General features: G+C 39.7%; 25 protein-coding genes and 1 tRNA gene. 19 read left to right on the top strand and 7 right to left on the bottom strand.

Annotation, left to right across the window (positions count from 1 at the left end; genetic code table 11):
• Positions 1-30 precede the first annotated feature (30 nt).
• The 3 genes from bfr (ABD009_RS09170) to ABD009_RS09160 form a co-directional block, all read right to left on the bottom strand.
• Positions 31-498: a bacterioferritin gene (gene bfr / locus ABD009_RS09170; RefSeq protein ID WP_343824699.1), complete on the bottom strand. Its 468-nt coding sequence runs from the start codon at positions 496-498 to the stop codon at positions 31-33.
• A gap of 13 nt (positions 499-511) precedes the next feature.
• The gene (bfr, locus tag ABD009_RS09165) at positions 512-976 is read right to left on the bottom strand and encodes a bacterioferritin (RefSeq protein WP_343824696.1); all 465 of its coding nucleotides are present in this window, start codon (positions 974-976) and stop codon (positions 512-514) included.
• Positions 977-1099: 123 nt separating this feature from the next.
• The gene (locus tag ABD009_RS09160) at positions 1100-1294 is read right to left on the bottom strand and encodes a (2Fe-2S)-binding protein (protein ID WP_155694452.1); all 195 of its coding nucleotides are present in this window, start codon (positions 1292-1294) and stop codon (positions 1100-1102) included.
• Between the two features lie 256 nt (positions 1295-1550).
• On the opposite strand from ABD009_RS09160, the gene ABD009_RS09155 reads away from it, so the two are divergent.
• The 13 genes from ABD009_RS09155 (at position 1551) to ABD009_RS09095 (ending at position 13316) form a co-directional block, all read left to right on the top strand.
• A complete protein-coding gene (locus ABD009_RS09155) occupies positions 1551-2156 on the top strand; it encodes a peroxiredoxin (protein ID WP_155694450.1) in 606 nt (201 codons plus the stop codon).
• Positions 2157-2318: 162 nt separating this feature from the next.
• Positions 2319-4232: a DNA repair helicase YoaA gene (yoaA, locus tag ABD009_RS09150; RefSeq protein WP_343824690.1), complete on the top strand. Its 1914-nt coding sequence runs from the start codon at positions 2319-2321 to the stop codon at positions 4230-4232.
• A 9-nt stretch (positions 4233-4241) separates the two neighbouring features.
• Entirely contained in the window at positions 4242-4928 is a 687-nt protein-coding gene (gene tsaB / locus ABD009_RS09145; protein WP_155694446.1) for a tRNA (adenosine(37)-N6)-threonylcarbamoyltransferase complex dimerization subunit type 1 TsaB, read from the top strand.
• A gap of 83 nt (positions 4929-5011) precedes the next feature.
• Positions 5012-5614, top strand: a complete 603-nt coding sequence (locus ABD009_RS09140; RefSeq protein WP_343824686.1) for a TetR/AcrR family transcriptional regulator — start codon at positions 5012-5014, stop codon at positions 5612-5614.
• A gap of 35 nt (positions 5615-5649) precedes the next feature.
• Positions 5650-6081: a hypothetical protein gene (locus ABD009_RS09135; protein ID WP_343824683.1), complete on the top strand. Its 432-nt coding sequence runs from the start codon at positions 5650-5652 to the stop codon at positions 6079-6081.
• 41 nt (positions 6082-6122) lie between these two features.
• Positions 6123-6722 carry a Slp family lipoprotein gene (locus tag ABD009_RS09130; protein WP_343824681.1) on the top strand — a complete coding sequence of 200 codons (600 nt, stop codon included), beginning with the start codon at positions 6123-6125 and terminating at the stop codon, positions 6720-6722.
• A gap of 29 nt (positions 6723-6751) precedes the next feature.
• On the top strand, positions 6752-7594 hold the full coding sequence (locus tag ABD009_RS09125; RefSeq protein WP_343824678.1) for a class I SAM-dependent methyltransferase: 843 nt from the start codon (positions 6752-6754) through the stop codon (positions 7592-7594).
• Position 7595: 1 nt separating this feature from the next.
• Positions 7596-8444 carry an alpha/beta fold hydrolase gene (locus ABD009_RS09120; RefSeq protein WP_343824676.1) on the top strand — a complete coding sequence of 283 codons (849 nt, stop codon included), beginning with the start codon at positions 7596-7598 and terminating at the stop codon, positions 8442-8444.
• A gap of 142 nt (positions 8445-8586) precedes the next feature.
• The gene (fadD, locus tag ABD009_RS09115) at positions 8587-10239 is read left to right on the top strand and encodes a long-chain-fatty-acid--CoA ligase FadD (protein ID WP_343824674.1); all 1653 of its coding nucleotides are present in this window, start codon (positions 8587-8589) and stop codon (positions 10237-10239) included.
• A 67-nt stretch (positions 10240-10306) separates the two neighbouring features.
• Positions 10307-11485: a ribonuclease D gene (gene rnd / locus ABD009_RS09110; protein ID WP_343824672.1), complete on the top strand. Its 1179-nt coding sequence runs from the start codon at positions 10307-10309 to the stop codon at positions 11483-11485.
• A gap of 2 nt (positions 11486-11487) precedes the next feature.
• Complete coding sequence (locus tag ABD009_RS09105; protein ID WP_155694432.1) at positions 11488-11778, top strand: YcgL domain-containing protein; 291 nt, start codon at positions 11488-11490, stop codon at positions 11776-11778.
• Between the two features lie 10 nt (positions 11779-11788).
• Positions 11789-12808 (top strand): lytic murein transglycosylase, encoded by a 1020-nt coding sequence (locus ABD009_RS09100; protein ID WP_343824670.1) that lies wholly within the window; start codon positions 11789-11791, stop codon positions 12806-12808.
• A 1-nt stretch (position 12809) separates the two neighbouring features.
• Positions 12810-13316: a YcgN family cysteine cluster protein gene (locus ABD009_RS09095; RefSeq protein ID WP_343824668.1), complete on the top strand. Its 507-nt coding sequence runs from the start codon at positions 12810-12812 to the stop codon at positions 13314-13316.
• An 83-nt stretch (positions 13317-13399) separates the two neighbouring features.
• On the opposite strand, the gene dxs is transcribed toward ABD009_RS09095, so the two are convergent.
• The 3 genes from dxs to ABD009_RS09080 are packed head-to-tail and all read right to left on the bottom strand — an operon-like array spanning position 13400 to position 16447.
• Complete coding sequence (gene dxs, locus ABD009_RS09090; RefSeq protein ID WP_343824666.1) at positions 13400-15304, bottom strand: 1-deoxy-D-xylulose-5-phosphate synthase; 1905 nt, start codon at positions 15302-15304, stop codon at positions 13400-13402.
• Between the two features lie 7 nt (positions 15305-15311).
• Complete coding sequence (ispA, locus tag ABD009_RS09085) at positions 15312-16196, bottom strand: (2E,6E)-farnesyl diphosphate synthase (RefSeq protein ID WP_343824664.1); 885 nt, start codon at positions 16194-16196, stop codon at positions 15312-15314.
• Between the two features lie 5 nt (positions 16197-16201).
• The gene (locus ABD009_RS09080) at positions 16202-16447 is read right to left on the bottom strand and encodes an exodeoxyribonuclease VII small subunit (RefSeq protein WP_343824662.1); all 246 of its coding nucleotides are present in this window, start codon (positions 16445-16447) and stop codon (positions 16202-16204) included.
• 209 nt (positions 16448-16656) lie between these two features.
• On the opposite strand from ABD009_RS09080, the gene pomA reads away from it, so the two are divergent.
• From pomA to thiI, 3 genes are all read left to right on the top strand, one after another.
• The gene (gene pomA, locus ABD009_RS09075; protein ID WP_330997681.1) at positions 16657-17418 is read left to right on the top strand and encodes a flagellar motor protein PomA; all 762 of its coding nucleotides are present in this window, start codon (positions 16657-16659) and stop codon (positions 17416-17418) included.
• Between the two features lie 3 nt (positions 17419-17421).
• Positions 17422-18351, top strand: a complete 930-nt coding sequence (locus ABD009_RS09070) for a flagellar motor protein MotB (RefSeq protein ID WP_343824660.1) — start codon at positions 17422-17424, stop codon at positions 18349-18351.
• A 96-nt stretch (positions 18352-18447) separates the two neighbouring features.
• Positions 18448-19908, top strand: a complete 1461-nt coding sequence (thiI, locus tag ABD009_RS09065; RefSeq protein ID WP_343824849.1) for a tRNA uracil 4-sulfurtransferase ThiI — start codon at positions 18448-18450, stop codon at positions 19906-19908.
• Between the two features lie 70 nt (positions 19909-19978).
• Here the strand turns inward: thiI and ABD009_RS09060 are convergent, their stop codons facing one another.
• Positions 19979-21058: a cysteine synthase A gene (locus tag ABD009_RS09060; RefSeq protein WP_343824658.1), complete on the bottom strand. Its 1080-nt coding sequence runs from the start codon at positions 21056-21058 to the stop codon at positions 19979-19981.
• Between the two features lie 302 nt (positions 21059-21360).
• On the opposite strand from ABD009_RS09060, the gene ABD009_RS09055 reads away from it, so the two are divergent.
• The 3 genes from ABD009_RS09055 (at position 21361) to nusA (ending at position 23605) form a co-directional block, all read left to right on the top strand.
• Positions 21361-21437, top strand: a tRNA-Met gene (locus ABD009_RS09055).
• A 188-nt stretch (positions 21438-21625) separates the two neighbouring features.
• Positions 21626-22084, top strand: coding sequence for a ribosome maturation factor RimP (gene rimP / locus ABD009_RS09050; RefSeq protein WP_155694414.1), 459 nt, complete (start codon positions 21626-21628; stop codon positions 22082-22084).
• Between the two features lie 24 nt (positions 22085-22108).
• Positions 22109-23605: a transcription termination factor NusA gene (gene nusA / locus ABD009_RS09045; protein WP_155694412.1), complete on the top strand. Its 1497-nt coding sequence runs from the start codon at positions 22109-22111 to the stop codon at positions 23603-23605.

The following is a 23605-nucleotide window of genomic DNA, read 5'->3' as shown; positions in this document are numbered from 1 at the left end:
TTAGTAGTCTATACGTTCTGAACCGTATTTTTACATTTGAGCTTGTAAGTAATTAGGTAGGCCAATTGTTTTAATTAAGCCTAACTGCTGCTCTAACCAGTGTGCGTGGTCTGTTTCTGTATCATCGATAAGAACTTGAAGCATATTACGAGTTACGTAGTCTTGTTCTTTTTCACACAGTGCCATGGCGTCTTTTAACGCTTTGTCTACGGCATATTCAACACGAAGATCGCTCTCTAACATCTCAGGTACATCTTTACCTATGTGCAAACCATCTCGGTTTACCATGTTAGGGATACCTTCTAAAAACAAGATTCGCTCAATTAATACTGAAGCATGGCCTTTCTCATCATCGAATTCGTGATCAATACGTTCGAATAGCTTAGTAAAGCCCCAATCTTCGTACATACGAGAGTGAATAAAGTATTGGTCCATTGCTGCTAACTCAAATGCCAAAAGGCCATTTAATGCATTGATTACGTCTTTATTGCCTTTCATAACGAGGTCCTCTTTATAGCTGTGCTTGAAGGTACTTTTCAATACCTAAGTTTTCAACTTGATAGTCTTGAGTTTCTAGCCAATCTAAATGTTCTTCTTCACCTTCAAGAATATCAGTCAATAAATCTCTAGAAACATAATCTTGCTGCTCTTCACAAACCGCAACTGCAGCTCTCATTTGAGCAATTTGAGTCAATTGGAACTGAGAGTCACACTTGATCATTTCTACCGTATGTTCACCGATAGACAAGGCGCCAAGCTTTTGTAAATTTGGTAGACCTTCCAGAAACAGAATTCGTTCAATTAATTTGTCCGCTTGCTTCATATCTAAAATAGACTTTTTGTAACATTTGTCATTCAGTTTGCTAAAGCCCCAGTTCTTGTACATGCGTGCATGCAAGAAATATTGATTAATGGACGTTAACTCCACCGTTAAAATGTCATTTAATGTGGTGATAATAGTTCGATTAGATTGCATAAAAAAATCCTAATAACGGGTAATAGGAACATTATAGATGATTATGCGGTTTTTGCAAAAATTCTTAATAAAAACAGGGGGTTAATAATGAGAATCATTATTAATTAGATTGAGGTTTTGTAACTAGCTGACTTCTTTAAATAAAGACTCATCCATGATCATTTTGTCTACAACCATTTGCGCAACCTTAGTACAGTTACCACACTCAGAACCAACAGGCAGGTGTTGTTTTAATTCACGAAGGTTACCAACACCGTGCTGGTTAACAACATCTTGAATATCTTTATCGGTGATACCTTTGCATAAACAAACGTACATTTTGAATCCTACTGGTTACGGCTAACTTCAATGCAAGTGATAATAGTTCTCATTTAGTTTGAAGGCAAGTGTTTTTGTCTGTTTTTGTGCTATTTTTAAGCATTGTGTTTTTCCGCTTTTGGGAAAGCAAGAGTGCGAGATTACCTATATTGATAATTTCGATAGGTTTAATCGAAAATTCACCTTGGTTTATGAAATTTTAACTATATATACTGTGCACAAGAATTTATTAACAATAACCACATTGGAGAAACCCATGGGCGTATTAGTAGGCCGTCAGGCACCAGACTTCACTGCAGCTGCAGTATTAGGCAACGGCGAAATCGTTGATACATTTAACTTTGCTGAAGCAACTAAAGGTAAAAAAGCAGTTGTTTTCTTTTACCCACTAGACTTCACTTTCGTTTGTCCTTCAGAGCTAATCGCTTTTGACAAACGCTTAGCTGAGTTCAACAAGCGCGGTGTTGAAGTAATTGGTGTTTCAATTGACTCACAATTCAGCCACAACGCATGGCGTAACACTGCTGTTGCAGACGGTGGTATTGGCCAAGTTGGTTACACACTAGCAGCAGACGTTAAACACGAAATCTGTAAAGCATATGACGTTGAGCATCCAGAAGCTGGCGTTGCTTTCCGTGCGTCTTTCTTAATTGATGAAGAAGGCATGGTTCGTCACCAAGTAGTTAACGATCTTCCTCTAGGTCGTAACATTGATGAGATGTTACGTATGGTAGACGCATTAAACTTCCACACAGAGCACGGCGAAGTATGTCCTGCTGGTTGGGAAGAAGGTAAAAAAGGTATGGACGCAACTCCTGCAGGCGTTGCAGCGTTCTTATCTGAGAACTCTGAATCTCTATAATTTTAGTTTGATGGGTTATTTTGCTCATCAATATTAAATATCAAAACTCTCGACTTGTTCGGGAGTTTTTTTTTGCCTGAAATAAATGTTGGTAGGTACATTCTTAACTGACGATAGTTTTGTTAAACTTCGATCTGAATATTTCTTTTAAGGTGTGTGTTGGTGAAGCAGTCGGTTAATCAGTGTTTTTCAGATGAAGGGGCGTTAGCAAAAGCGATCCCTGGATTTAAAGCTCGCCAATCACAATTAGACATGGCTAATGCGGTGGCCGGCGCCATCAAAGATAAAAAGCAGTTGGTTGTAGAAGCCGGCACTGGAACAGGTAAGACATTTGCTTATTTAGCCCCCGCTATATTAGATGGCCGAAAAATTATTGTGTCCACAGGGACCAAAGCTCTGCAAGAGCAACTTTTCCACCGTGATTTGCCATTAGTTAAACAAGCAATAAAGCCTCGATTAAAAACGGCATTGCTCAAAGGCCGAAGTAATTACCTTTGTATCTATAGAATGAATCAAAATGGTCAGCATCCACCATTTGAAGACCCTGACTTTATTACAGACTTGTCTAAAGTTCGTCGGTGGAGCTCAGAAACAGACTCTGGTGATCTTGGTGAATTAACATCCATAGAAGAAAATAGCCGTGCTATCCCTTACGTGACAAGTAGTGTAGATAATTGCCTTAGTAAAGACTGCCCAAATATTGGTGAATGTCATGTAGTTAATGCGCGTAAAAAAGCATTGGATGCAGATTTAATTGTTGTGAATCACCATTTATTTTTTGCTGACATGGCCTTAAAAGATACTGGTTTTGGTGAACTAATTCCTGAAACGGACGTTATTATTTTTGATGAGGCTCATCAAATTCCGGATATTGCGGCGGAGTATTTTGGCGAGCATTTTTCCTCGCGCCAAGTTTTTGAATTATGTAAAGACATTCAAGCCGAATATCAGATGAACTTGCGTGACTTGTCGCAGTTAAATAAAGCGGCCATGAATTTAGAAAAAAATATTTTAGATATGCGCTTAGCCTTTGCTTATGATCCAGAACGAGGTAATTGGCGAGATAAAGCGCCTCAGGAAGAAGTTGTTGCGGCCATGCAGTTGGTCCATAAGTCCTTCGACTTTATTTACGATGTATTAAAACTAGCGGTTTCAAGAACGGAAGCGATTGATGCGTGTTTTGACCGTTTGTGTCAATTAAGAGGTAAGTTTGATCGTGTGAATCAAATTGAAGAAACCGGCTTTAGTTATTGGTACGAAACTAGCAAAAGGCACTTTACGCTTCACACTACTCCTCTGTCTATTGCTGATAAGTTTGGTGGTTTTGTTAAAGAGTCTGATTCAAGCTGGATATTTACCTCTGCTACCGTATCGGTAGATGATGACTTTGAACACTACACGAATCAATTAGGCTTACCAGAAGCTAGAACACAAATACTGGGAAGCCCATTTAATTATCAAGAACAAGCATTGTTCTGTGTACCAAGGTATTTCCCTGAGCCAAACGACAAAACCGCAGTTCGAGCATTTGGTGAACTAGCGTTAGAGTTAATTGAAGCCAGTCAAGGTCGAGCGTTTTTACTGTTCACTAGTCATAGAGTGATGTCGTTAGTAGCAAAAATGCTTGAAGATAAAACTAGGTTACCTTTGTTAGTTCAAGGCACAACAAGTAAACGTTTATTATTAGAGAAGTTTACTAAACTCGGCAACGCCGTATTACTCGGAACAAGCTCTTTTTGGGAAGGGGTGGATGTACGTGGCGAGGCACTTTCTTTGGTGATGATTGATAAATTACCTTTTGCTTCGCCAGATGATCCACTGCTACAAGCTCGTATGGAAGATTGTAAATTAAAAGGTCAAGACCCGTTTAAGCATGTTCAAATTCCTCAAGCGGTAATCTCTTTAAAACAGGGAGTTGGCCGGTTAATTAGAGACGTAACAGATAGTGGTGCATTAGTTATATGTGATCCACGGTTAGTGACAAGACAATACGGTGAAACTTTCATGAGAAGTTTACCCGACATGAAGCGAACTCGAGATACAGACAGAGTCGTTAAATTTTTAGAAACGTTATAGTGTAAAAAAATGAATTTATTAGCATTAGATGCTGCAACTGAAGCTTGCTCAGTAGCAATAAAAACAGAAGATAAAGTAATTGGTTACTACGAGGTTTGTCCTCAACAACATTCTCAAAAATTGTTGCCAGCCGTTGAAAACTTGCTAAACGAATCAAGCCTAACACTTGATGACTTTGATGGTATTTTATATGGGTGTGGTCCTGGCAGTTTTACCGGCGTTCGCATTGGCGTTTCAATTACCCAAGGCTTGGCCTTTGGTGCCAATTTACCCGTGCTCGGTGTCTCAAACCTAGCGCTCATGGCTCAACAGGCAATAGATGACCTTAATGCACCTCAAGTGATTGCTGCCATTGATGCCCGAATGTCGGAAGTGTATTTTGCGATATACGATAATGTAGACGGTAAAGCAGTAGCACGAGTCAAAGACGTTGTTTGTAAGCCAGAAGAAATCAATATTGAAAGCAGTGAAGTGTTAGATGGTGCTGTTTCAGTTGGTACAGGCTGGGAAACCTATAACGACATATTAAGCGATAAATTTAATGTTAAAAGTACTGATATTTTACTACCGAATATAAAATATGGTTTTAAGCTTGTTGAAACAGAGTTTAAAAATGGTGAAGGCCTACCCGCTGAATTAGCGCAACCCAATTATGTTCGTGATGAAGTAACATGGAAAAAATTACCAGGTCGATAAATTGAACTTTTTGGTTAATTTTAAGCCAAAGGTAAGGCATAATTAAAACCGACCAGTCGGTCGTTAATATTTGAGAGCATGAAATGGCATTAAGAGATCCTGATAAAACCCGTAATAATTTGTTAGAGATAGCATCATGTTTATTTCAACAAAAAGGGTACAACGGTACTAGCCTTACCGATATTATTAGCAAGGCTAATGTGTCTAAAGGCGCGCTTTATCATCACTTTTCAAATAAACAAGATTTGTTGTATGCCATCATAGATGAGCTTTTCAAAGAGCAATCTAAAGCTCATTGGGAATCAATTACTTCTGCAAATGATCCAATTGAAGCCATCGCTAAGTCAATTGAAAAGCAGGCTATCGATGCCTCGCAAGAAGACATGTGCAATGGCTGTCCTATTCATAACTTACTAGCCGAGCTTGGATCAACCAATGATGGTTTAAGAATGCGTGTTGATGCTATTTTTTGCGCGGTGCAGAAATCAATTTACGAAGCTTTTGAAAGAGCGAAAGTTCTAAATATAGTGAGCGACAGTACTGATAGTAAAAGAGTTGCTATGTTAATCATGTGCACTATGAACGGTATGCCGCAAATGGTAACGAGTTGTCAAAACAGAGATGTTTTCAAAGAAATATCTGCAGCGTTATCAGATTATATTCGCAGTTTCAAAATCGTTGACTAGACTTAATCTAACTTAGTTATATTTAGGAGATAGTTATGACAGAAGGTGTCGGTTATGGACCTAGCGCTGGTGGAAACCTGAGAGCTGAACAACAGCTTATTCAGCAGCAAAGGCAAAATAGTGATGACTCTGTTCAGCGCCGTGATCAGCAAGAGCAGTCGGTAGATAATCAGCAACGATTAGAGTCAGTTAGAGAACAAGATGCCGTTCAAACTGAGAATACACAAACCGAGCAACGCCAACGTCAAGAACGTCCTAATCAAGAAGCGGTTGAAGTTTCCAGTCAACTTCGAGCACCTGATTCGCAAACCATTCAACAGCTAGAACTAAATGCAGCAAATAGAAGAGAGCAACAACAAAACTCTTCAGGTTTGGGTCAAACCGCAGTCAATTCCTACAATAGTCTGCAAGTTACAGAAAGTAACCAAAGTCTTTCAGAAAAAATAAAGGTTGATATTACCGCTTAATTTGCCTAATACTACCTGTATATATTTAGAGAGGTAGGTAAATGAACTTTTTTAAGAAATTGTTGTTAAGTATCAGCATTGCAACGGTAATTACTGGGTGCGCTAGTTACCCAGATTCGGTTAGTATTCCTGAAGGGACGAATTTAACGGCATTTTCATCAGTTAAAGCTGACGATAATTCTTTAAACGGAAATCAGGCCCGTTGGAGCGGTGTGATTGCGGCCGTTAAAAATGAAGCTAACCGAACACGACTTGACGTTTTATATTACCCATCAAAAAGAACAGGCAGACCAGATCTCAAAGAAGATCCTGCCGGCCGATTCCGTGTATATGCTGATGGCTTTTTAGATCCAGCCGTCTTTAAGAAAGGTAAGTCCATTACGGCACTAGGCACAATCAAAGAAAACGAATCGCAAAAAATTGACGAATATGAGTATTCTTACCCTACGTTAAATGAAGCTAAGGTACACCTGTGGAAAAAATTAGATCCTCCAACAGGTGTAGAGTTTCATTATGGTTGGTATGGGCACTACCCTCACTGGCAATGGCAGGGAGGCACAAGACATCGCTACATCATTGGTGGAACAAAAAGAAAAATCGCCCCAACTGGTGTTGTTAAGTCAAAAGACAAAAAACAATAATAGAGCGCACTAAATAATAAGGTAAGTTAATGTTTAAAACAGGTTGTTTGGCTGTATTTATAAGTGCGGCGTTCAGTGCAAACTCTATTGCAATGAGCAGTAAAGTTGAAAATAGCGTTGATATGATTACTCCGATACTTAGTAGCGATCATAGAAGTGAAGAAAATAAAGCACGAGATACTTTTCGTCACCCTCAAAAGATAATAGAGTTTTACGATATTAAGCCGTCGGATACCGTACTAGAAGTATGGCCGGGTAATGGTTGGTATAGTGAAATTTTAGGTCCATACCTTAAAGATAAAGGTCAGCTAGTTGCGGCGACGTTCGGCATTAACAATGAAAATTCTAAAGACAAACGTTTAGCCTTTTGGACTAAAATTGCTATCGAATATCGCGAAAAGATGTCTGATGAAGAATTGTATGGTGAAGTTATTTTTACCGAGTTTGAGCCACCGGAACGCTTAGATGTTGCCGAGGTTGATTCTATTGATAAAGCTTTAATCATAAGATCGTTGCATATCTGGGACGAAGTAGGTCAAATGCAACAGGGTTTGCAGTCTGTATTTAAAGCGTTAAAACCAGGTGGTGTATTAGGTGTTGTTCAGCACAGATCAACACAAATTTCAGATTTTGCCTCTTCTGCTCCAGAAGGTTATCTAGCCGAAAATTATGTAATTCAAGCTGCCGAAAATGCAGGGTTTGAGTTAGTGGCAAGCTCTGACATCAATAGTAATCCTAAAGACACCAAAGATTACCCTAAAGGGGTTTATACACTGCCACCAACATTGGCAATGGGAGCGCTTGACCAAGATAAGTATATCTCTATTGGTGAAAGCGACAGAATGACATTGAAATTTGTTAAACCTAAGTAAATTGAACAGTCATTTTATACAAATATCCGGTGGAGGAATAGCGGCACTTAAGAGTGCCGTTTTTGACTCTAATACAGCACCAACAATAATTGCTTTGCATGGCTGGTTAGATAACGCCGCGAGTTTTACTCCCTTAATTAACGCTTTACCTCAATTTAACTGGATAGCTATAGACCTTCCTGGTCATGGTCATTCTTTTCATCGCGCTAATAACAGTTATTACCATTTTATCGATTGGGTGTCTGATGTTATTGAAGTAATTGATGCACTTAACCTTCCGCAACCTCCCATTGTAGTTGGGCATTCTTTAGGCGGTATGTTAGGGACTGTTTTAGCTGGTTTGTACCCGGATAAAATATCTAAGTTAATACTGATTGATTCAGCGGGTTTGGTAATACAAAACGATGCTAATGCATTAGTTAATATTCGTGCCGCAATGAATTCTAGATTAGATTTAGCGCATAAAAAGCCTCGTCACCATGAAGATATTAACGCAGCTATAAAAGCGCGACAAAAAGCTGGTGGAATTTCACTGGAATCTGCAAAAATATTGGTTGAGCGAAATACTGAGTTAAAGGATGGCGGCTACCGTTGGCGGACAGATTTGAGGCTTAGAACTGGATCGCCTGTTCGAGTGAATTTAACGGCGGCAGAACAAATAATCGCAGCTATAGAAGTAGAAACACTGATAATATTAGCTACCGACGGTTATGAGTCAATGCAGACTAATTATTCAAAATTTCAATCGTTTTACCGAAATCATAAAATGGTTGAAGTAAGCGGAAATCACCACTGTCACCTAGATGACCCGTCTGAAACATCTCAGCAGATTGCTGAATTTTTACTATAATTGCCGGATTATCAAACAAAATAGATGGTTTGATTGATTTTTAGTCTAACTAATTTGTCTGATCGGATGAGTTGGAGTATTGTAACGGACTATTTTGGCTTTAATAAAATAAAAGCATAGCAAATTGATTCAGGAGAGCGTTTTGGACAAGATCTGGTTAAATAAATATCCTAAGAATGTACCAGCAGAAATAAACCTTGATCCGCAGCATTCGTTATTAAACGTTGTTCAAGACAGCGTCGCTAAGTTTGGCGACAAAGAAGCTTTTATGAATATGGGAAAAACCATATCTTATAACGAGCTAGATAGAGAAGCAGAGGCATTTGCCGCTTATTTACAAAATGAGTTAGGTATTCAGAAAGGTGATGCCATCGCCATTATGATGCCAAATCTACTTCAGTACCCAGTAGCACTTATTGCTGCGCATCGAGTGGGTGCAATTGTTGTAAATGTAAATCCTTTGTACACTCCTAGAGAATTAGAACACCAACTTAATGATAGTAAAACTAAAGCTATTATTATTGTTGAGAACTTCGCGAATACCTTAGAGCAAGTATTAGAGAAAACGGATGTTGAGCATGTAATCCTTACTAAAATGGGTGACATGCTAGGCATGAAAGGTTTTGTAGTCGACTTCGTGGTCAAACATGTGAAGAAGATGGTACCTGATTTTTCACTGCCAACTGCAATTCCATTTACACAAGCTCTAAAGAAAGGTCGTCAGTTATCACTTACTCCAGTAGAAGTGGTTGGTGAAGATCTCGCCTTTTTACAATATACTGGTGGTACAACAGGCGTTTCTAAAGGTGCAATGCTTACTCACAGCAACATGGTTGCCAACTTAGAGCAAGTATCTGCATTATTAGGCCCTTGTTTAGAAGAGGGTAAAGATACGATTATTACCGCTTTACCTCTTTATCATATCTTTGCACTAACAGCTAACTGCCTGCTGTTCTTAAAGTTTGGTGGTACCAATGTACTTATTACCAACCCTAGAGATATGCCTGGTTTTGTTAAGGAACTAAGTAAAGTTAAATTCACCGCAATCAGTGGCGTTAATACTCTATTTAATGGTTTGCTGAACACACCAGGGTTTTCTGAATTAGACTTTTCGTCATTAAATCTTAGTATTGGTGGCGGTATGGCTGTACAGCGTGCTGTTGCCGAACGTTGGTTAAGTGTTACAGGTTGTGACCTACTAGAAGGTTATGGACTTACTGAGTGCTCTCCAGTGGTATCGTTTGTACCATTTGATACAGGTAAATACACTGGCAGTATTGGTGTTGCTGTACCTTCAACGGATGTTCGCTTAATTGGCGAAGATGGCGAAGACGTTAAAGCAGGCGAACCAGGTGAACTATTAGTTAAAGGTCCTCAAGTTATGAGAGGTTACTTAGGTCGCGCGGAAGCAACGGCTGAAGTACTCAATGACGGTTGGTTAGCAACTGGTGACATTGCCAAAATCGATGAAGATGGTTTACTTTATATAGTTGACCGTAAAAAAGACATGATTTTAGTATCTGGCTTCAACGTATTCCCTAATGAAATTGAAGACGAAGTTGTTACTCATGAAGGTGTTCTAGAAGCAGCTGCTATTGGCATTCCTCATGAAGTATCAGGTGAAGTTGTTAAGATTTTTGTGGTAAGAAAAGATCCTAACTTGACGGAGCAACAGGTAATCGATCATTGTCGTGAAAGATTAACAGGATATAAAGTTCCTAAACTGGTAGAATTCCGTGATGAATTACCAAAGTCTAATGTTGGTAAGATCTTACGTCGTATGCTTAAAGATTAATCTTATCTTTGATTAAATAAAAGCTGACTGAGGTCGGCTTTTTTTGTTTTTAAGAGTGAATAAAATAGTGAATGACTCACAATCCGAATATCAATATATTGATTCCCAAGTTGAGCTTAATGCGTTCTGTGCTCAAGCAGCTAAAGCGTCGGTTTTAGCATTAGATACAGAGTTTGTCCGTACTCGCACTTTCTATGCCCAGTTGGGCCTAATACAAGCTTATGACGGCAAAGACTTAGTATTAATTGACCCTCTTGTTGACCTAGATTTAGAACCATTCTGGGAACTCCTAACGAATAAAAATATTGTTAAAGTTTTGCATTCTTGCCACGAAGACTTAGAAGTTTTTAAAGTATATTCAGGTCGACTACCACAACCACTTTTTGATACTCAAATTGCGGGTCAGTTTTTGAATGATGGTGCTGTTTTGGGGTTTGGAGCGGCGGTTGAAAAAACAACGGGCACTGTTTTAGACAAAGGCGAAGCACGAACTAACTGGCTAAAGCGACCGTTAGAAAAAACGCAATTGCATTATGCCGCGAACGATGTCAAATACCTTCTTCCTTTGTATCATGCATTTAATGATGAGCTGATATCAAGAAATTTAGACCAGTACAATTTGATTGAAGCTGAGTTAAAAGTAGAGCAAAAACGCAAAGACAAAATTCCAGCGGAGCTTTATCAAGACTTTGGTAATGCTTGGCAATTAAAACGACGTGAATTAGCAGTATTAAAAGAGCTAACAGAATGGCGTTATGAAGTGGCCATCAAGAAAAACCTAGCATTAGGTTTTGTAGTCAAAGACGCAACTCTTTTTGTTTTGTGTCAGCGCAGGCCTAGCGACTTAGCTAGTCTTAAAAACATCCCGGACATTCACGCGAGTGAAATTCGTATACATGGCAAGGCACTCTTAGAATGTATTGAGAAGGGCAAACAAGTTGAACTTGAAGACTGTCCAGCAGTCATACCTAGATTGACGGACTTTCCTGAATATAAACAGGCGTTTAAATTACTTAAACAATTAGCTGCTGAGGCGAGTGAAAAGCATAATGTTCCACTGCCGTTATTAGCAACTAAAAAACAATTAAACCAATGGATTAAATGGACTTGGAAAGTGCCGGGGCAAGAGCTACCAGACTTTGCACAACCTTGGCGTCATGCGCTTTTAAAAGATGTACTGGACGTTTGGAATGATAAATACCAACTAGATAAATTATCATTTAATCCATTGGCGAAAAAAGGTTAGTTATGCAACTTTGTACAATATATAAAAGCTCAAAAAAATCTGAAACTTACCTTTACGTTGAAAAAACAAATGATTTTTCTAAGGTACCTGAGCCTTTAATGGCGTTAGTAGGTAAATTACAACTGGTCATGACATTAGATTTAGATCGTCGCAAAGAGCTTGCAACGGCAGACCTTTCTAAAGTAAAACAAGAGTTGTTAGATAAAGGTTATTATTTACAAATTCCGCCACCGGAAGAAAACTTATTAGAAACTTTTAAAAAGAACCAAAAACATCCCCAAGAGGATGTATAGGAGAAGTTACATGAAGTTAAAAACGATTATTGCAGGACTTATTTTGTCGTCGCCTATTTTCACGTCTTTTGCGGCAGACAAACCATCATTTGAGCAGTATGTAAAAGGCTTAAAAAAAGAAGCGATTGAAAAAGGCTTTGAACCAGAGTTTGTTGAAACTCATTTATCAAACCTAAAATATTTGAAAAGAGTAGTTAAGGCAGATAAAAATCAGCCAGAGTTTGTTGAAACCTTAGATACTTATTTACCAAAACGTGTGCCAGAGTGGAAAGTTAAAAGAGCTCGAGACGCATATGTAGAAAATCGTGAATTACTTGAAAAAATAGCAGCAGAATATGGCGTTCAGGCTCGTTTTATTGTTTCTTTGTGGGCCCTAGAAACAAACTTTGGTCGCATCCAAGGAAAAATGCCAATTATAGATTCAATAACGACCCTTAGTTATGACGGCAGAAGAGAAGCGTTTTTCAAAAAGCAATTATGGGCGTCGCTACAAATTTTAGATGAAGGCCATATCAGTAAAGAGAAGTTCGTAGGTTCTTGGGCTGGAGCGATGGGACAGTGCCAGTTTATTCCAACATCATTTCTTGCATATGCTGCCGATGGCGACAAAGACGGTAAAAAGGATATTTGGACAAATAAAACAGACGTTTTTGCATCAATTGCTAACTACTTGAAGCAAGAAGGCTGGGATAATAACAAAACTTGGGGTCGACAAGTTATGTTGCCTGAAGGTTTTGATAGTCAGAATATTATGGCGAAAAATAGTAAAGGTCGTCGTGGTTGGCTGAATAACTTTAAAGATAATGAACGTAGTTTAAAAGAGTGGCGAGCGCTTGGCGTTACCCGTATGGATGGTAAACCATTACCTGATGTTGATATCACTGCTGCCTTAATTATGCCAGATGATGCCAAAGGAAGAATGTATTTAGCGTACGATAATTACAAATCATTAATGCATTGGAACCGTTCATATTACTTTGTGACATCAGTTGGTTATTTAGCTGATCGAATTGGTTACCCAAAGCTCTAATATGACGACAACTAGCTCAGTGCCATTTTGGCAAGAAAAGTCATTAGAAGAAATGTCTCGGGTTGAGTGGGAGTCTATTTGTGATGGCTGTGCTAAGTGCTGCCTACACAAATTAATAGACGACGATGCTCAAGATGAGGTCATTGATACGACTCACATGAATGATCAAGAGGAGTTACACTTTACCTCGGTAGCGTGTCGTTATCTCAATGATAAGAAGTGTGAGTGCACTGTGTATAAACAGCGGACTCATCTTGTGCCTAGCTGCATTCAGCTAACACAAGACAACCTTGAGCAAGTGTTTTATATGCCAACAAGTTGCAGTTATAGACGCTTACAAGAAGGTAGAGGCTTGCCAAGCTGGCACCCGTTACTGAACAAAGGCAAAAAGTCGGCGATGCATAAAGCTGGTATGTCTGTGAGAGGCAAAATTATCTTTGACGATATGATCACTGAAGAAGAGTTTGAAGATTATATTGTTGTGTGGCCGTTAAAGGATCTAGATTAATAGTCGTTGCATAAAAAAAGCCCGCTTAAAGCGGGCTTTTTTTATGCAACAAGACCTATGATTTTCATAGGAGTCAGCTTGAGTTAACTCACCATGAAGTGTCTAATTTTATTTTCAACACCTTTGCCATCAAGCTCTAGCTCTTGGTAGATTTCTTGCTGAGTGCCATGCTTAATAAAGTTATCAGGTAAACCAAGGTTCAATACTCGGTTGTCATACCCACGCATGTTCAAATACTCATTTACATAAGAGCCCGCGCCACCTGCAATTGCGTTATCTTCTAATGTAACCAAAACATCATGACTCGCTGCTAATTCATCAATAAGTGCAACATCTAAAGGTTTTACAAATCGCATATCAACAACAGAGGCATCTAGCTCTTTAGCGGCATAAATAGCTGAGCCTAAGAAGGTACCAAAGTTTAGAATTGCGATGCTTGTTTCATTGCACTCAGAAGCGGTCTCCGTTGAAATAACTCGACCTTTACCGATTTCAAGTGCTGTCATGGTTGCTTCAATATCAACGCCCATGCCTGTGCCCCTTGGATAGCGAACCACTGCAGGCCTATCTAGTTTATGGCCAGTAAATAACATCTGGCGACATTCATTTTCATCGCTAGGGGTCATAATCACTAGGTTAGGGATGCATCGTAAAAAGCTTAGGTCAAAAGAGCCTTGGTGAGTTGGTCCATCGGCGCCAACAACACCCGCTCTATCAACAGCAAATAACACTGGTAAGTTCATAATGGCTACATCATGAATTAACTGGTCGTAAGCGCGTTGTAAAAAGCTAGAATAGATAGCAACAATAGGATTGTAACCTTCACAAGCCATACCGGCAGCCAAAGTAACCGCATGCTGCTCAGCAATAGCTACATCGAAGTATTGTTTAGGGAATTGTTTTGCAAATTCCACCATACCAGAGCCTTCTCGCATAGCTGGCGTAATAGCCATAAGCTTTGGATCAACAGCGGCCATGTCGCACAACCACTCACCAAATACTTTTGAATAGGTCGGCCCTGATGGTGCAGACTTTGGCAATGAATCTAAGCTCGGATCAAATTTTGGAACTGCATGGTATTTTATAGGGTCTTGCTCTGCAGGATCGTAGCCTTTGCCTTTTTTAGTCACAATATGAAGAAATTGCGGGCCTTTTAAATCACGCATGTTTCTTAACGTATCTACAAGTGCGTCAACGTCGTGTCCGTCAATTGGACCAATATAGTTAAAACCAAGCTCTTCAAATATTGTGCTTGGCACAACCATACCTTTAAGGTGTTCTTCAGCTCGGCTTGCTAGTTCTTTAATTGGCGGAATGCCGCTTAATAGCTTCTTACCACTTTCTCTAAATGTAGTATAAAGGTTTCCTGATAAAAGTTTAGCCATGTGAGTGTTTAACGCGCCCACATTTTCAGAAATAGACATGTCGTTGTCATTTAATACTACAAGCATATCAGGCTTAATGTCGCCAGCATGGTTCATGGCTTCAAAAGCCATACCAGCCGTCATTGCTCCATCGCCTATAACAGCACAGACTTTTCTTATATCTTCACTTGGATTGGCGTCGTGCTTAGCTTCAGCTGCAATTGCCATTCCTAACGCTGCGCTTATTGATGTTGAAGAGTGGCCAACACTTAATGTGTCGTACTCACTTTCTTCGCGCCAAGGAAAAGGATGAAGACCATCTTTTTGACGAATAGTATGAATTTTGTCAGCTCGACCTGTGATAATTTTATGAGGGTAAGCTTGGTGGCCAACATCCCATATTACACGGTCGTATGGAGTGTTATAAACATAATGCAAAGCTACCGTTAGCTCTACAGTGCCAAGGCCGGAAGCAAAATGCCCTGAGCTTTTACTAACACAGTTTAAAAGATACGCACGTAATTCATCACAAACAGAGTGAAGTTGCTCTTGTGGCAATTGACGTAAGTCGGTTGGCAATAATGCCTTTTGTAAGTTCGGATAATCCGCCATATTAACAGTCATAAAATTACTAATGGTCTCTTTCTATAATGTATTGCGCCAATTGACTTAATGAAGATGTATCTGCGTCGATTTGTTCTAACGCAAGGTTGGCTTCATTTACCAATTGCTGTGCTTTTAATTTTGCTTCATCTAAACCTAGCAAAGCTGGGTAAGTAGATTTATTTGCTTGTTCGTCAGAGCCTTGAGGCTTGCCTAGTGTTTCTGTATCCGATGTAATATCCAATACGTCATCCCAGACTTGAAAGGCCAATCCAATTGCATCTGCGTATTTAGTTAATGCTTCTATTTGACCTTGAGTTGCATTGGCGGTAATTGCCCCTGCTAATACAGAAGCTTTAATAAGTGCCCCTGTTTTCAGGTTATGCATCGCCTGTAAATTTGCCAAAGTCATTGGCTTTTTGTCAGTGTTTAATAAATCAATGCTTTGCCCAGCACACATCTTAGTTGCCGACTTAGCAATAATGTTGACCAATCTTAGTTGATTTTCTGCAGAAACGTCGTGGTAAGTGTGAGATGTCACTAGGTCAAACGCAAAAGATTGCAAGGCATCACCCGCAAGAATAGCTGTCGCATAGTCAAACTTTTTGTGGCAAGTAGGTTGGCCACGTCTTAAGTCATCATTATCCATTGCAGGCAAATCATCATGAATTAAGCTGTAAGTGTGAATTGCTTCTATTGCAGCTGCTGGTGCGTCAAGATCTTCATTAGACGCACCCAATATTTGGCCAGTGGTATAGACCAAAAAAGGTCGTACTCTTTTACCACCTAGTAGCAAAGAGTACTGCATAGCATCTTTTAATTGCGAGTCTTCAATATTTGCATTGTTTAAGAAGGCATCAAGGTGAGTTACCGTGCGTTCTTGCACTGCCTTGATAGCAGACAAAATAGTCATTCTAATTATTCGCCTTGTCCAACGTTTTCAAAAAAAGGTTGAAGATCTAAGTTGCCCTGCTTTTCCATTAAAATTTGTACTTTTTGCTCAGCTTCTTGCAAACGGCCTTGGCTTAGTCGAGTTAATTCAATACCACGCTCAAATAACGCCAACGACTTCTCGAGTTCTAGGTCTCCAGATTCAAGTTGATTAACTATAGTTTCTAATTCACTTATTGCCGTTTCAAACGTAATATCTTTAGGAGTTGCCATAGGTTGATTTTCACTTGGTTAAAAGCTGCCAAAATTAGCCGGTAAAGGTATCGCAAATGGCATGGTTATTCAATTATATTGAGCTAGAATAAATGTAAATCGATTAAACTTTGTTCGGTTAAGTCATTAAGTTGCCGATAATATTTAAGTTGCTAGTTTTGCTGTCGATAATTAAACTTAGTAATAGAAATCACCTTCAGGAGTAAATTGTGGATTTAGCAAGTATAGTTGGCATGATCGGAGCCATCGGCTTTATTGTTTTAGCCATGATATTAGGTGGTGGTTTAGGGATGTTTATTGACGTTCCTTCAATTGCTATTGTTTTCGGTGGCTCAACCTTTGTACTTATGTCTAACTACACACTCCCTCAATTTATCGCCGTAGGCAAAATAGCGGGTAAAGCCTTCTCGTTTAAAATTGAAACTCCTGAAGAACTCATCGAAAAAATTGTTGAACTGGCTGACTCTGCTCGTAAAGGTGGATTCTTAGCATTAGAAGAAGCGGAAATCAGTAACCCATTTTTACAAAAAGGCGTGGACCTTCTAGTTGATGGCCATGATGGTGAAGTTGTCCGCGCCACTTTATCAAAAGATATCTCACTGACTACTGAACGCCATGAACTTGGCGCCGGTATGTTTAAAACTTTAGGCGATATTGCCCCAGCAATGGGCATGATTGGAACTTTGGTTGGCCTTGTAGCAATGCTATCAAACATGGATGATCCTAAGTCAATTGGACCAGCAATGGCAGTAGCATTGTTAACTACGTTGTATGGAGCTTTCCTAGCAAACGTAATCGCACTACCAATGAGTTTTAAACTTGGACTTCGAGTTGAAGAAGAAAAGCTAAACCAAAGTCTTATTATGGACGGCGTACTTGGTATTCAAGACGGTCAAAACCCGAAAGTTATTGAAGGTGTTCTGCGTAATTACCTCGCTGCTTCCAAACGTGAAGTTAATACTGAGGAATAGCAGATGTCTGAAGAAGAATGCCCAAAATGTCCACCCGAGGGGCTGCCCGGTTGGATGGGTACATTTGCAGACTTAATGTCTCTGTTAATGTGCTTTTTTGTACTGTTATTGTCATTTGCCGAAATGGATGTGCTTAAGTTTAAGCAAATTGCGGGCTCTATGAAGTTTGCCTTTGGTGTTCAAAATAAAATTGAAGTAAAAGATATTCCAAAAGGAACGTCTGTAATCGCGCAGGAGTTTCGTCCAGGTAGGCCAGAACCGACGCCAATCGAAATTATTCAGCAACAGACTATTGAAATTACTCAGCAGGTTTTAGAATTTGAAGAGGGTGAAGATGAGTCCGCCGGTGGTCGCCAGGAACAAACAGCAGAAATGCGTGGTGGCATGAGTTCAGCAACTGCTGAAGCTGAGTCTGAGTCTTCGGCAGAAGCCGCCGCTGAACAAGAAGAAGTGAACGAGCTATTGAAAAAAATAGCACAACAGATGCAACAAGAAATTATTGATGGCGCCATTGAGTTAGAATCATTAGGGCAACAAATCATTATTCGAATCCGCGAAAACGGTTCGTTTCCATCGGGCTCTGCGTACTTGCAAGACCAGTTTAAACCTATTATTCAAAAAGTAGCGCGTGTATTAAATGATGTTCCAGGTGAGATAACTGTTTCTGGACATACTGACGATATTAACGTGACCAACGAACTGTTTTTCAATAACTGGGATTTATCCTCCCAGCGAGCTGTTGCCGTTGCTACTGAAATGGTGAAAGTGCCCACCTTTGATAAAAATCGAGTCATCGTTGTAGGCCACGCTGATACAAGACCGTTATTACCTAATACATCTGCTGCTAACAGAAGAATCAACCGCCGCGTTGAGGTTTCGATAATGCAGGGTAAAGCAAAAGAATCTGAGCAAATTAACATTACAGAACAATAGACTAACAACAGATATTTGATTGTTGCTTTTCGATGGTCGGGCGTGTGTGTATAATATGCGCGCGCTGAACCGCGAGAACTGACCTAAAAATGAGATATTATGAAGTTAATTGTTAAATACCATCCTGAAATAAATATAAAAAGCCGCTCGGTTCGAAAACGGTTTTATAAACTACTTGAATCTAATTTACGCATTATTTTAAAAAAGGTTCACCCAAAAGCGCATATTATTTCTCGCTGGACTGATATTTTGGTAGACGCGCCACTCGCGACGCCAGAAGAACGCGAACAATTATTAGATTTAATCGTTAGAATTCCTGGTGTTGATCAATTTAATGAAGTTGTTGAATATCCATTTGTCGATTTTGATCAAGCTTATAAAGACGTATCTAGACACTGGCAAGATGAAATTGCGGGTAAGTCATTTTGTGTTCGCATCAAGCGCACCGGTAAACATGATTTCACCTCATCAGAATTAGAGCGTTACGTTGGCGGTGGCTTAAATCAGGCGGTAGAGTCTGCTCGCGTTCAACTTAAAAAACCTGAATTAATAATTAAAGCAGAACTACGTGATGACGTATTTCATGTTATCAAAGCGAACCACAAAGGTTTAGGCGGTATGCCTCTGCCAAGCCAAGAAGACGTTTTGGCATTAATGTCAGGTGGTTTTGATTCTGGGGTTGCGGCTTATCACCTAATCCGCCGTGGTGCGAGAACCCATTTCTGTTTCTTTAACTTAGGCGGGAAAGAACATGAAATCGGCGTAAAACAAGCTTGTCATCAAGTTTGGAATGCATATAGCAGTTCACACAAAACACGATTTATCTCAGTTAATTTTGAGCCTGTAGTAGCAGAAATACTGACTAAAATTGACAATGGCTTGATGGGTGTTGTACTTAAGCGAATGATGATGCGAGCAGCGTCAAAGGTTGCCGATAAGTTAAATATCAAGGCATTAGTTACCGGTGAAAGCTTAGGCCAAGTATCGTCTCAAACATTAACAAACCTTAATGTTATTGACCGTGTAACAGAGACGCTAATTCTAAGACCATTAATTCACATAGATAAGTCAGAGATTATTGATACCGCTAGAAAGATAGGCAGCCATGACCTAGCTGCGGCAATGCCTGAATATTGTGGAGTAATATCTAAAAAGCCAACTACGCGTGCCGTACTAAGTGAAATTGAAGCTGCAGAAGCAAACTTTGATTTTAGTATTTTAGACGATGCTATTTATCACGCGAACATGATGGACGTGCGTGAGATAGAAAATGAAACGCATGAAGAAGTCAAAGAAGTTGAACAAGTTACGGATTTATCAAGTGACTCTATTGTACTAGATATACGCAGCCCAGAAGAGACAGATAATGCACCTCTTGATTTGGGCGATATCGAAGTGATTGAGCTGCCATTCTTCAAACTTGCCACTAAATTTGGCGACTTAGATCAAACTAAAGCTTACTACTTATACTGTGATAGGGGAGTGATGAGTCGTTTGCAAGCCTTATTACTTCACGAACATGGTTATACTGACGTTAAAGTTTACAGAAAGAGTTGATATAAAAAAGGCGATTAATAATCGCCTTTTTTAGTTAGTGCTGTTTGACCGAGAATTACAGGTTCAAAGTCTAGTTATACTGAAAAGTCACTTTCTTCAGTAAGTCTGTTGTTTGAGTATAACGAGTGGTCATCTCTTCCATTGACTCTGTATCTGGGTTAATCCCTTTTGTTTCTAAAAACTCATTATTATAAAGTTTAGATACAGAGCGCTCTCCTAAATCACAAGCCAAAGTCACTACATGTTGTTTAGCTCCACCGGATAGAGGGCCTTTTTGTACTGCAGTGTAAAAAGCGGCAGCAACATTTAAAGCACTAGAACTTCCCAGTACCAGACCGTCCTGTTGCCTTACATAATTTGCTAGGGTGACAATGTCGCTGTCCGGCAAAGTAATAGTTTCGTCAACCTTCGCCTCTCTAAAGTTATCTACTAGGCGCATAATACCAATCCCTTCCGTGAAAGAGCCGCCTTGCGTTGCTTTATATTCACCTGACTGTAAAAAGTTAAAAACACCCGAACCATTAGGATCAACACATACAGTGCCGATTTGTTCGTTTTGTTCTTTTAAGTATTTAGTAATGCCACCTATGGTGCCACCTGTACCAGCTGCTGACACAAAGTAGGTTATGTCACCATTTGTTTGTTCAAAAATTTCAGGACCCGTAGTCAAGTAATGTGCGTCCGCATTTGCAGTGTTTTCAAACTGATTGGCCCACCAGAAATCTGCATTTTCTTCAGCTATTCGTCTTGCTGTGTGGTAAAAGTGGTTTTCATTGGCAAATGGTACTGGGTCAACCAAAATGAGCTCAGCGCCATGCAGTTCAATCATTTGTTCTTTTTCTTTTGCTTGGCCTTTTGGCATGACAACTTTTAAATTAAAGCCAAGTGATTTAGCAACCACAGCTAAACCAATACCAGTATTGCCAGCAGTGCCTTCAACAATTGTCATTCCTGGCTTTAAATCACCACTTTCAATTGCAGATAAAACCATTTGCAGCGCAGCTCTATCTTTTACAGAACCACCTGGGTTTTGAAATTCACACTTAACGCTGATATCACATTGCGTTAATTTGCTAAGGCTTGGAATCGTTAATAGGTCGGTATTACCAATTAACTGCGAAAGTTTGCTTGCTGATCCATTGGCTGGCATAAAAGTTGGCCTCTTAATAATAGAATTGGCTGAAGTCTTAAATTGTATTTGTCGCATTATGCCAAGTTAATACGCAATATCACAAATATGAATTGATATTTATTACATCAAAATGGCATATAAAAACGAGAGTTGAAAATTTACGTCTATATAAGCGGTGAATTTGAATATTTAGCAAGGTTTAACTTGAATGTATTTCAATAGCCAGTATAATCCCCGCATCAAATCTTTTGGAGGGCTTTTATGAGGCATTTCCATAAAGTAGTCGTTAAAACCGACTGTAAATGTTTTTAGTCTACTGGCGCGGGATGGAGCAGTCTGGTAGCTCGTCGGGCTCATAACCCGAAGGTCGTCGGTTCAAATCCGGCTCCCGCAACCAAATACAGGTAGCTTTTAAATTAATCAATTGCGAATATGTATTATAGTAGAACCAGAAACTTTGCCTCGAGAGAATCGGGGCGCTTTAGTTTCTGTTAACAGTTTATGTGGTGTGCGTTTAAATTAGCACATGCAACTGGGGCTTTAGGCCCTTTTTTTGTATTTAAAATTAGTGATAGGAGTGGTGATTTGACTAACCTTGAATTGCGTTTAACTGAAATGTTACAACCTGCAGTTGATGCTTTAGGCTTTGAATTGTTAGGTGTTGAATTTATACGAGCTGGAAACCATTCAACGTTGCGTATTTATATTGATCATGAAAATGGTATTTCAGTTGATAACTGTGCTGATGTAAGTCATCAAGCTGGCGCAATACTAGACGTTGAAGACCCAATTTCTACTGAATATAGTTTAGAAGTTTCGTCACCGGGCATGGATCGTCCATTGTTCACCGTTGAACATTTCGCCAAAGTGGTAAACGAAACTGTGAGTGTAAAATTAAATGTGCCGCAAGATGGCCGTCGTAATTTTAAAGGGACGCTTGTTGAAGTTGAGAGCGATATGATCAACATCAACGTGGATAATCAAGTGTTCTCTATTTTAATTGATAATGTCCAAAAAGCACATTTAGTTGCTCAATTCGACTAACCAGATAAAAAGGAGCGAAGTATAATGGCAAAAGAACTATTACTGGTGGCAGAAGCGGTATCGAATGAGAAAGCCGTTCCACGCGAAAAGATTTTTGAAGCGCTTGAGTTTGCTCTAGCGGCTGCAACAAAGAAAAAGCACACTGCTGAAATAGAAGTACGTGTTTCTATTGACCAAGAAACTGGCGAGTACGATACGTTCCGTCGCTGGTTAGTTGTTCCTGATGATCACCAAATGGAAAACCCAAGCGCAGAAATGAGCATATCAGCTGCTCAATATGATGAGCCTGAGCTTCAATTAGGTGACTTTGTTGAAGAACAAATCGAATCTATTAAATTTGACCGTATTACGACTCAAATGGCGAAACAAGTAATCGTACAAAAGGTACGTGAAGCTGAACGCGGTCAAATTGCTGAGCAATACTATGACCAAGTTGGCGAGCTAATTACTGGTATCGTTAAAAAAGTAAATCGCGATAACGTTATTTTGGACTTAGGTGCGAATGCTGAAGCCGTTTTATATCGTGAAGATATGATTCAGCGTGAAACATTCCGTCCAGGTGACCGTGCAAGAGCATATTTATATGCGGTTAAGCCAGAAGTACGTGGCCCTCAGTTATTTGTGAGCCGTACTAAGCCTGAAATGCTAATTGAATTATTCCGCATTGAAGTACCAGAAATTGGTGAAGAAATGCTAGACATTATTGCAGCAGCTCGCGATCCAGGTTCACGTGCAAAAATCGCAGTTAAATCAAACGACCGTCGCATTGACCCAGTTGGTGCGTGTGTTGGTATGCGAGGTGCTCGTGTACAAGCAGTATCTGGTGAACTTAACGGTGAGCGTGTAGATATTGTTTTATATGACGGTAACCCTGCGCAGTTTGTAATTAACGCAATGGCACCGGCAGAAGTAGCATCAATTATTGTTGATGAAGACAGCAAGTCTATGGATATTGCCGTTGCTGCAGACAATTTAGCTATGGCCATTGGCCGTAGTGGTCAAAACGTACGATTAGCTAGCCAATTAACTGGCTGGGAATTAAACGTAATGACAGAAGCCGATATGGCTGAAAAACATCAAGCAGAAAACAGCAAAACGATACAGCTGTTTACTGAAGGGTTAGATATTGATGAAGACTTCGCAACGATGTTAGTTGAAGAAGGTTTCTCATCACTAGAAGAAGTTGCCTACGTACCAGTTTCTGAGTTACTTGAAGTTGATGGATTAGACGAAGATACAATAGAAGAACTGCGCGCACGTGCAAAAGCAACACTTACAACAAAAGCGCTTGCAAATGAAGAGTCGCTTGAAAATTCAGAACCTGAAGAAGACTTACTAAACCTTGAAGGTGTCGATCGTCACTTAGCTTATGTGTTCGCAAGTAAAGGTATTACTAACCTTGAATTGTTAGCAGAGCAAGGTGTTGATGAACTTAGTGACATTGAAGAGATTACTGAAGAAAAAGCGGGCGAGCTAATTATGGCTGCACGTAACATTGTTTGGTTTAGTGAAGAGCAATAG

Origin of the sequence: Psychrosphaera haliotis (genome assembly GCF_039523615.1) — a bacterium.
Taxonomy (GTDB): Bacteria; Pseudomonadota; Gammaproteobacteria; order Enterobacterales; family Alteromonadaceae; genus Psychrosphaera; species Psychrosphaera haliotis.
This window is presented reverse-complemented; position numbering and strand designations above follow the sequence as displayed.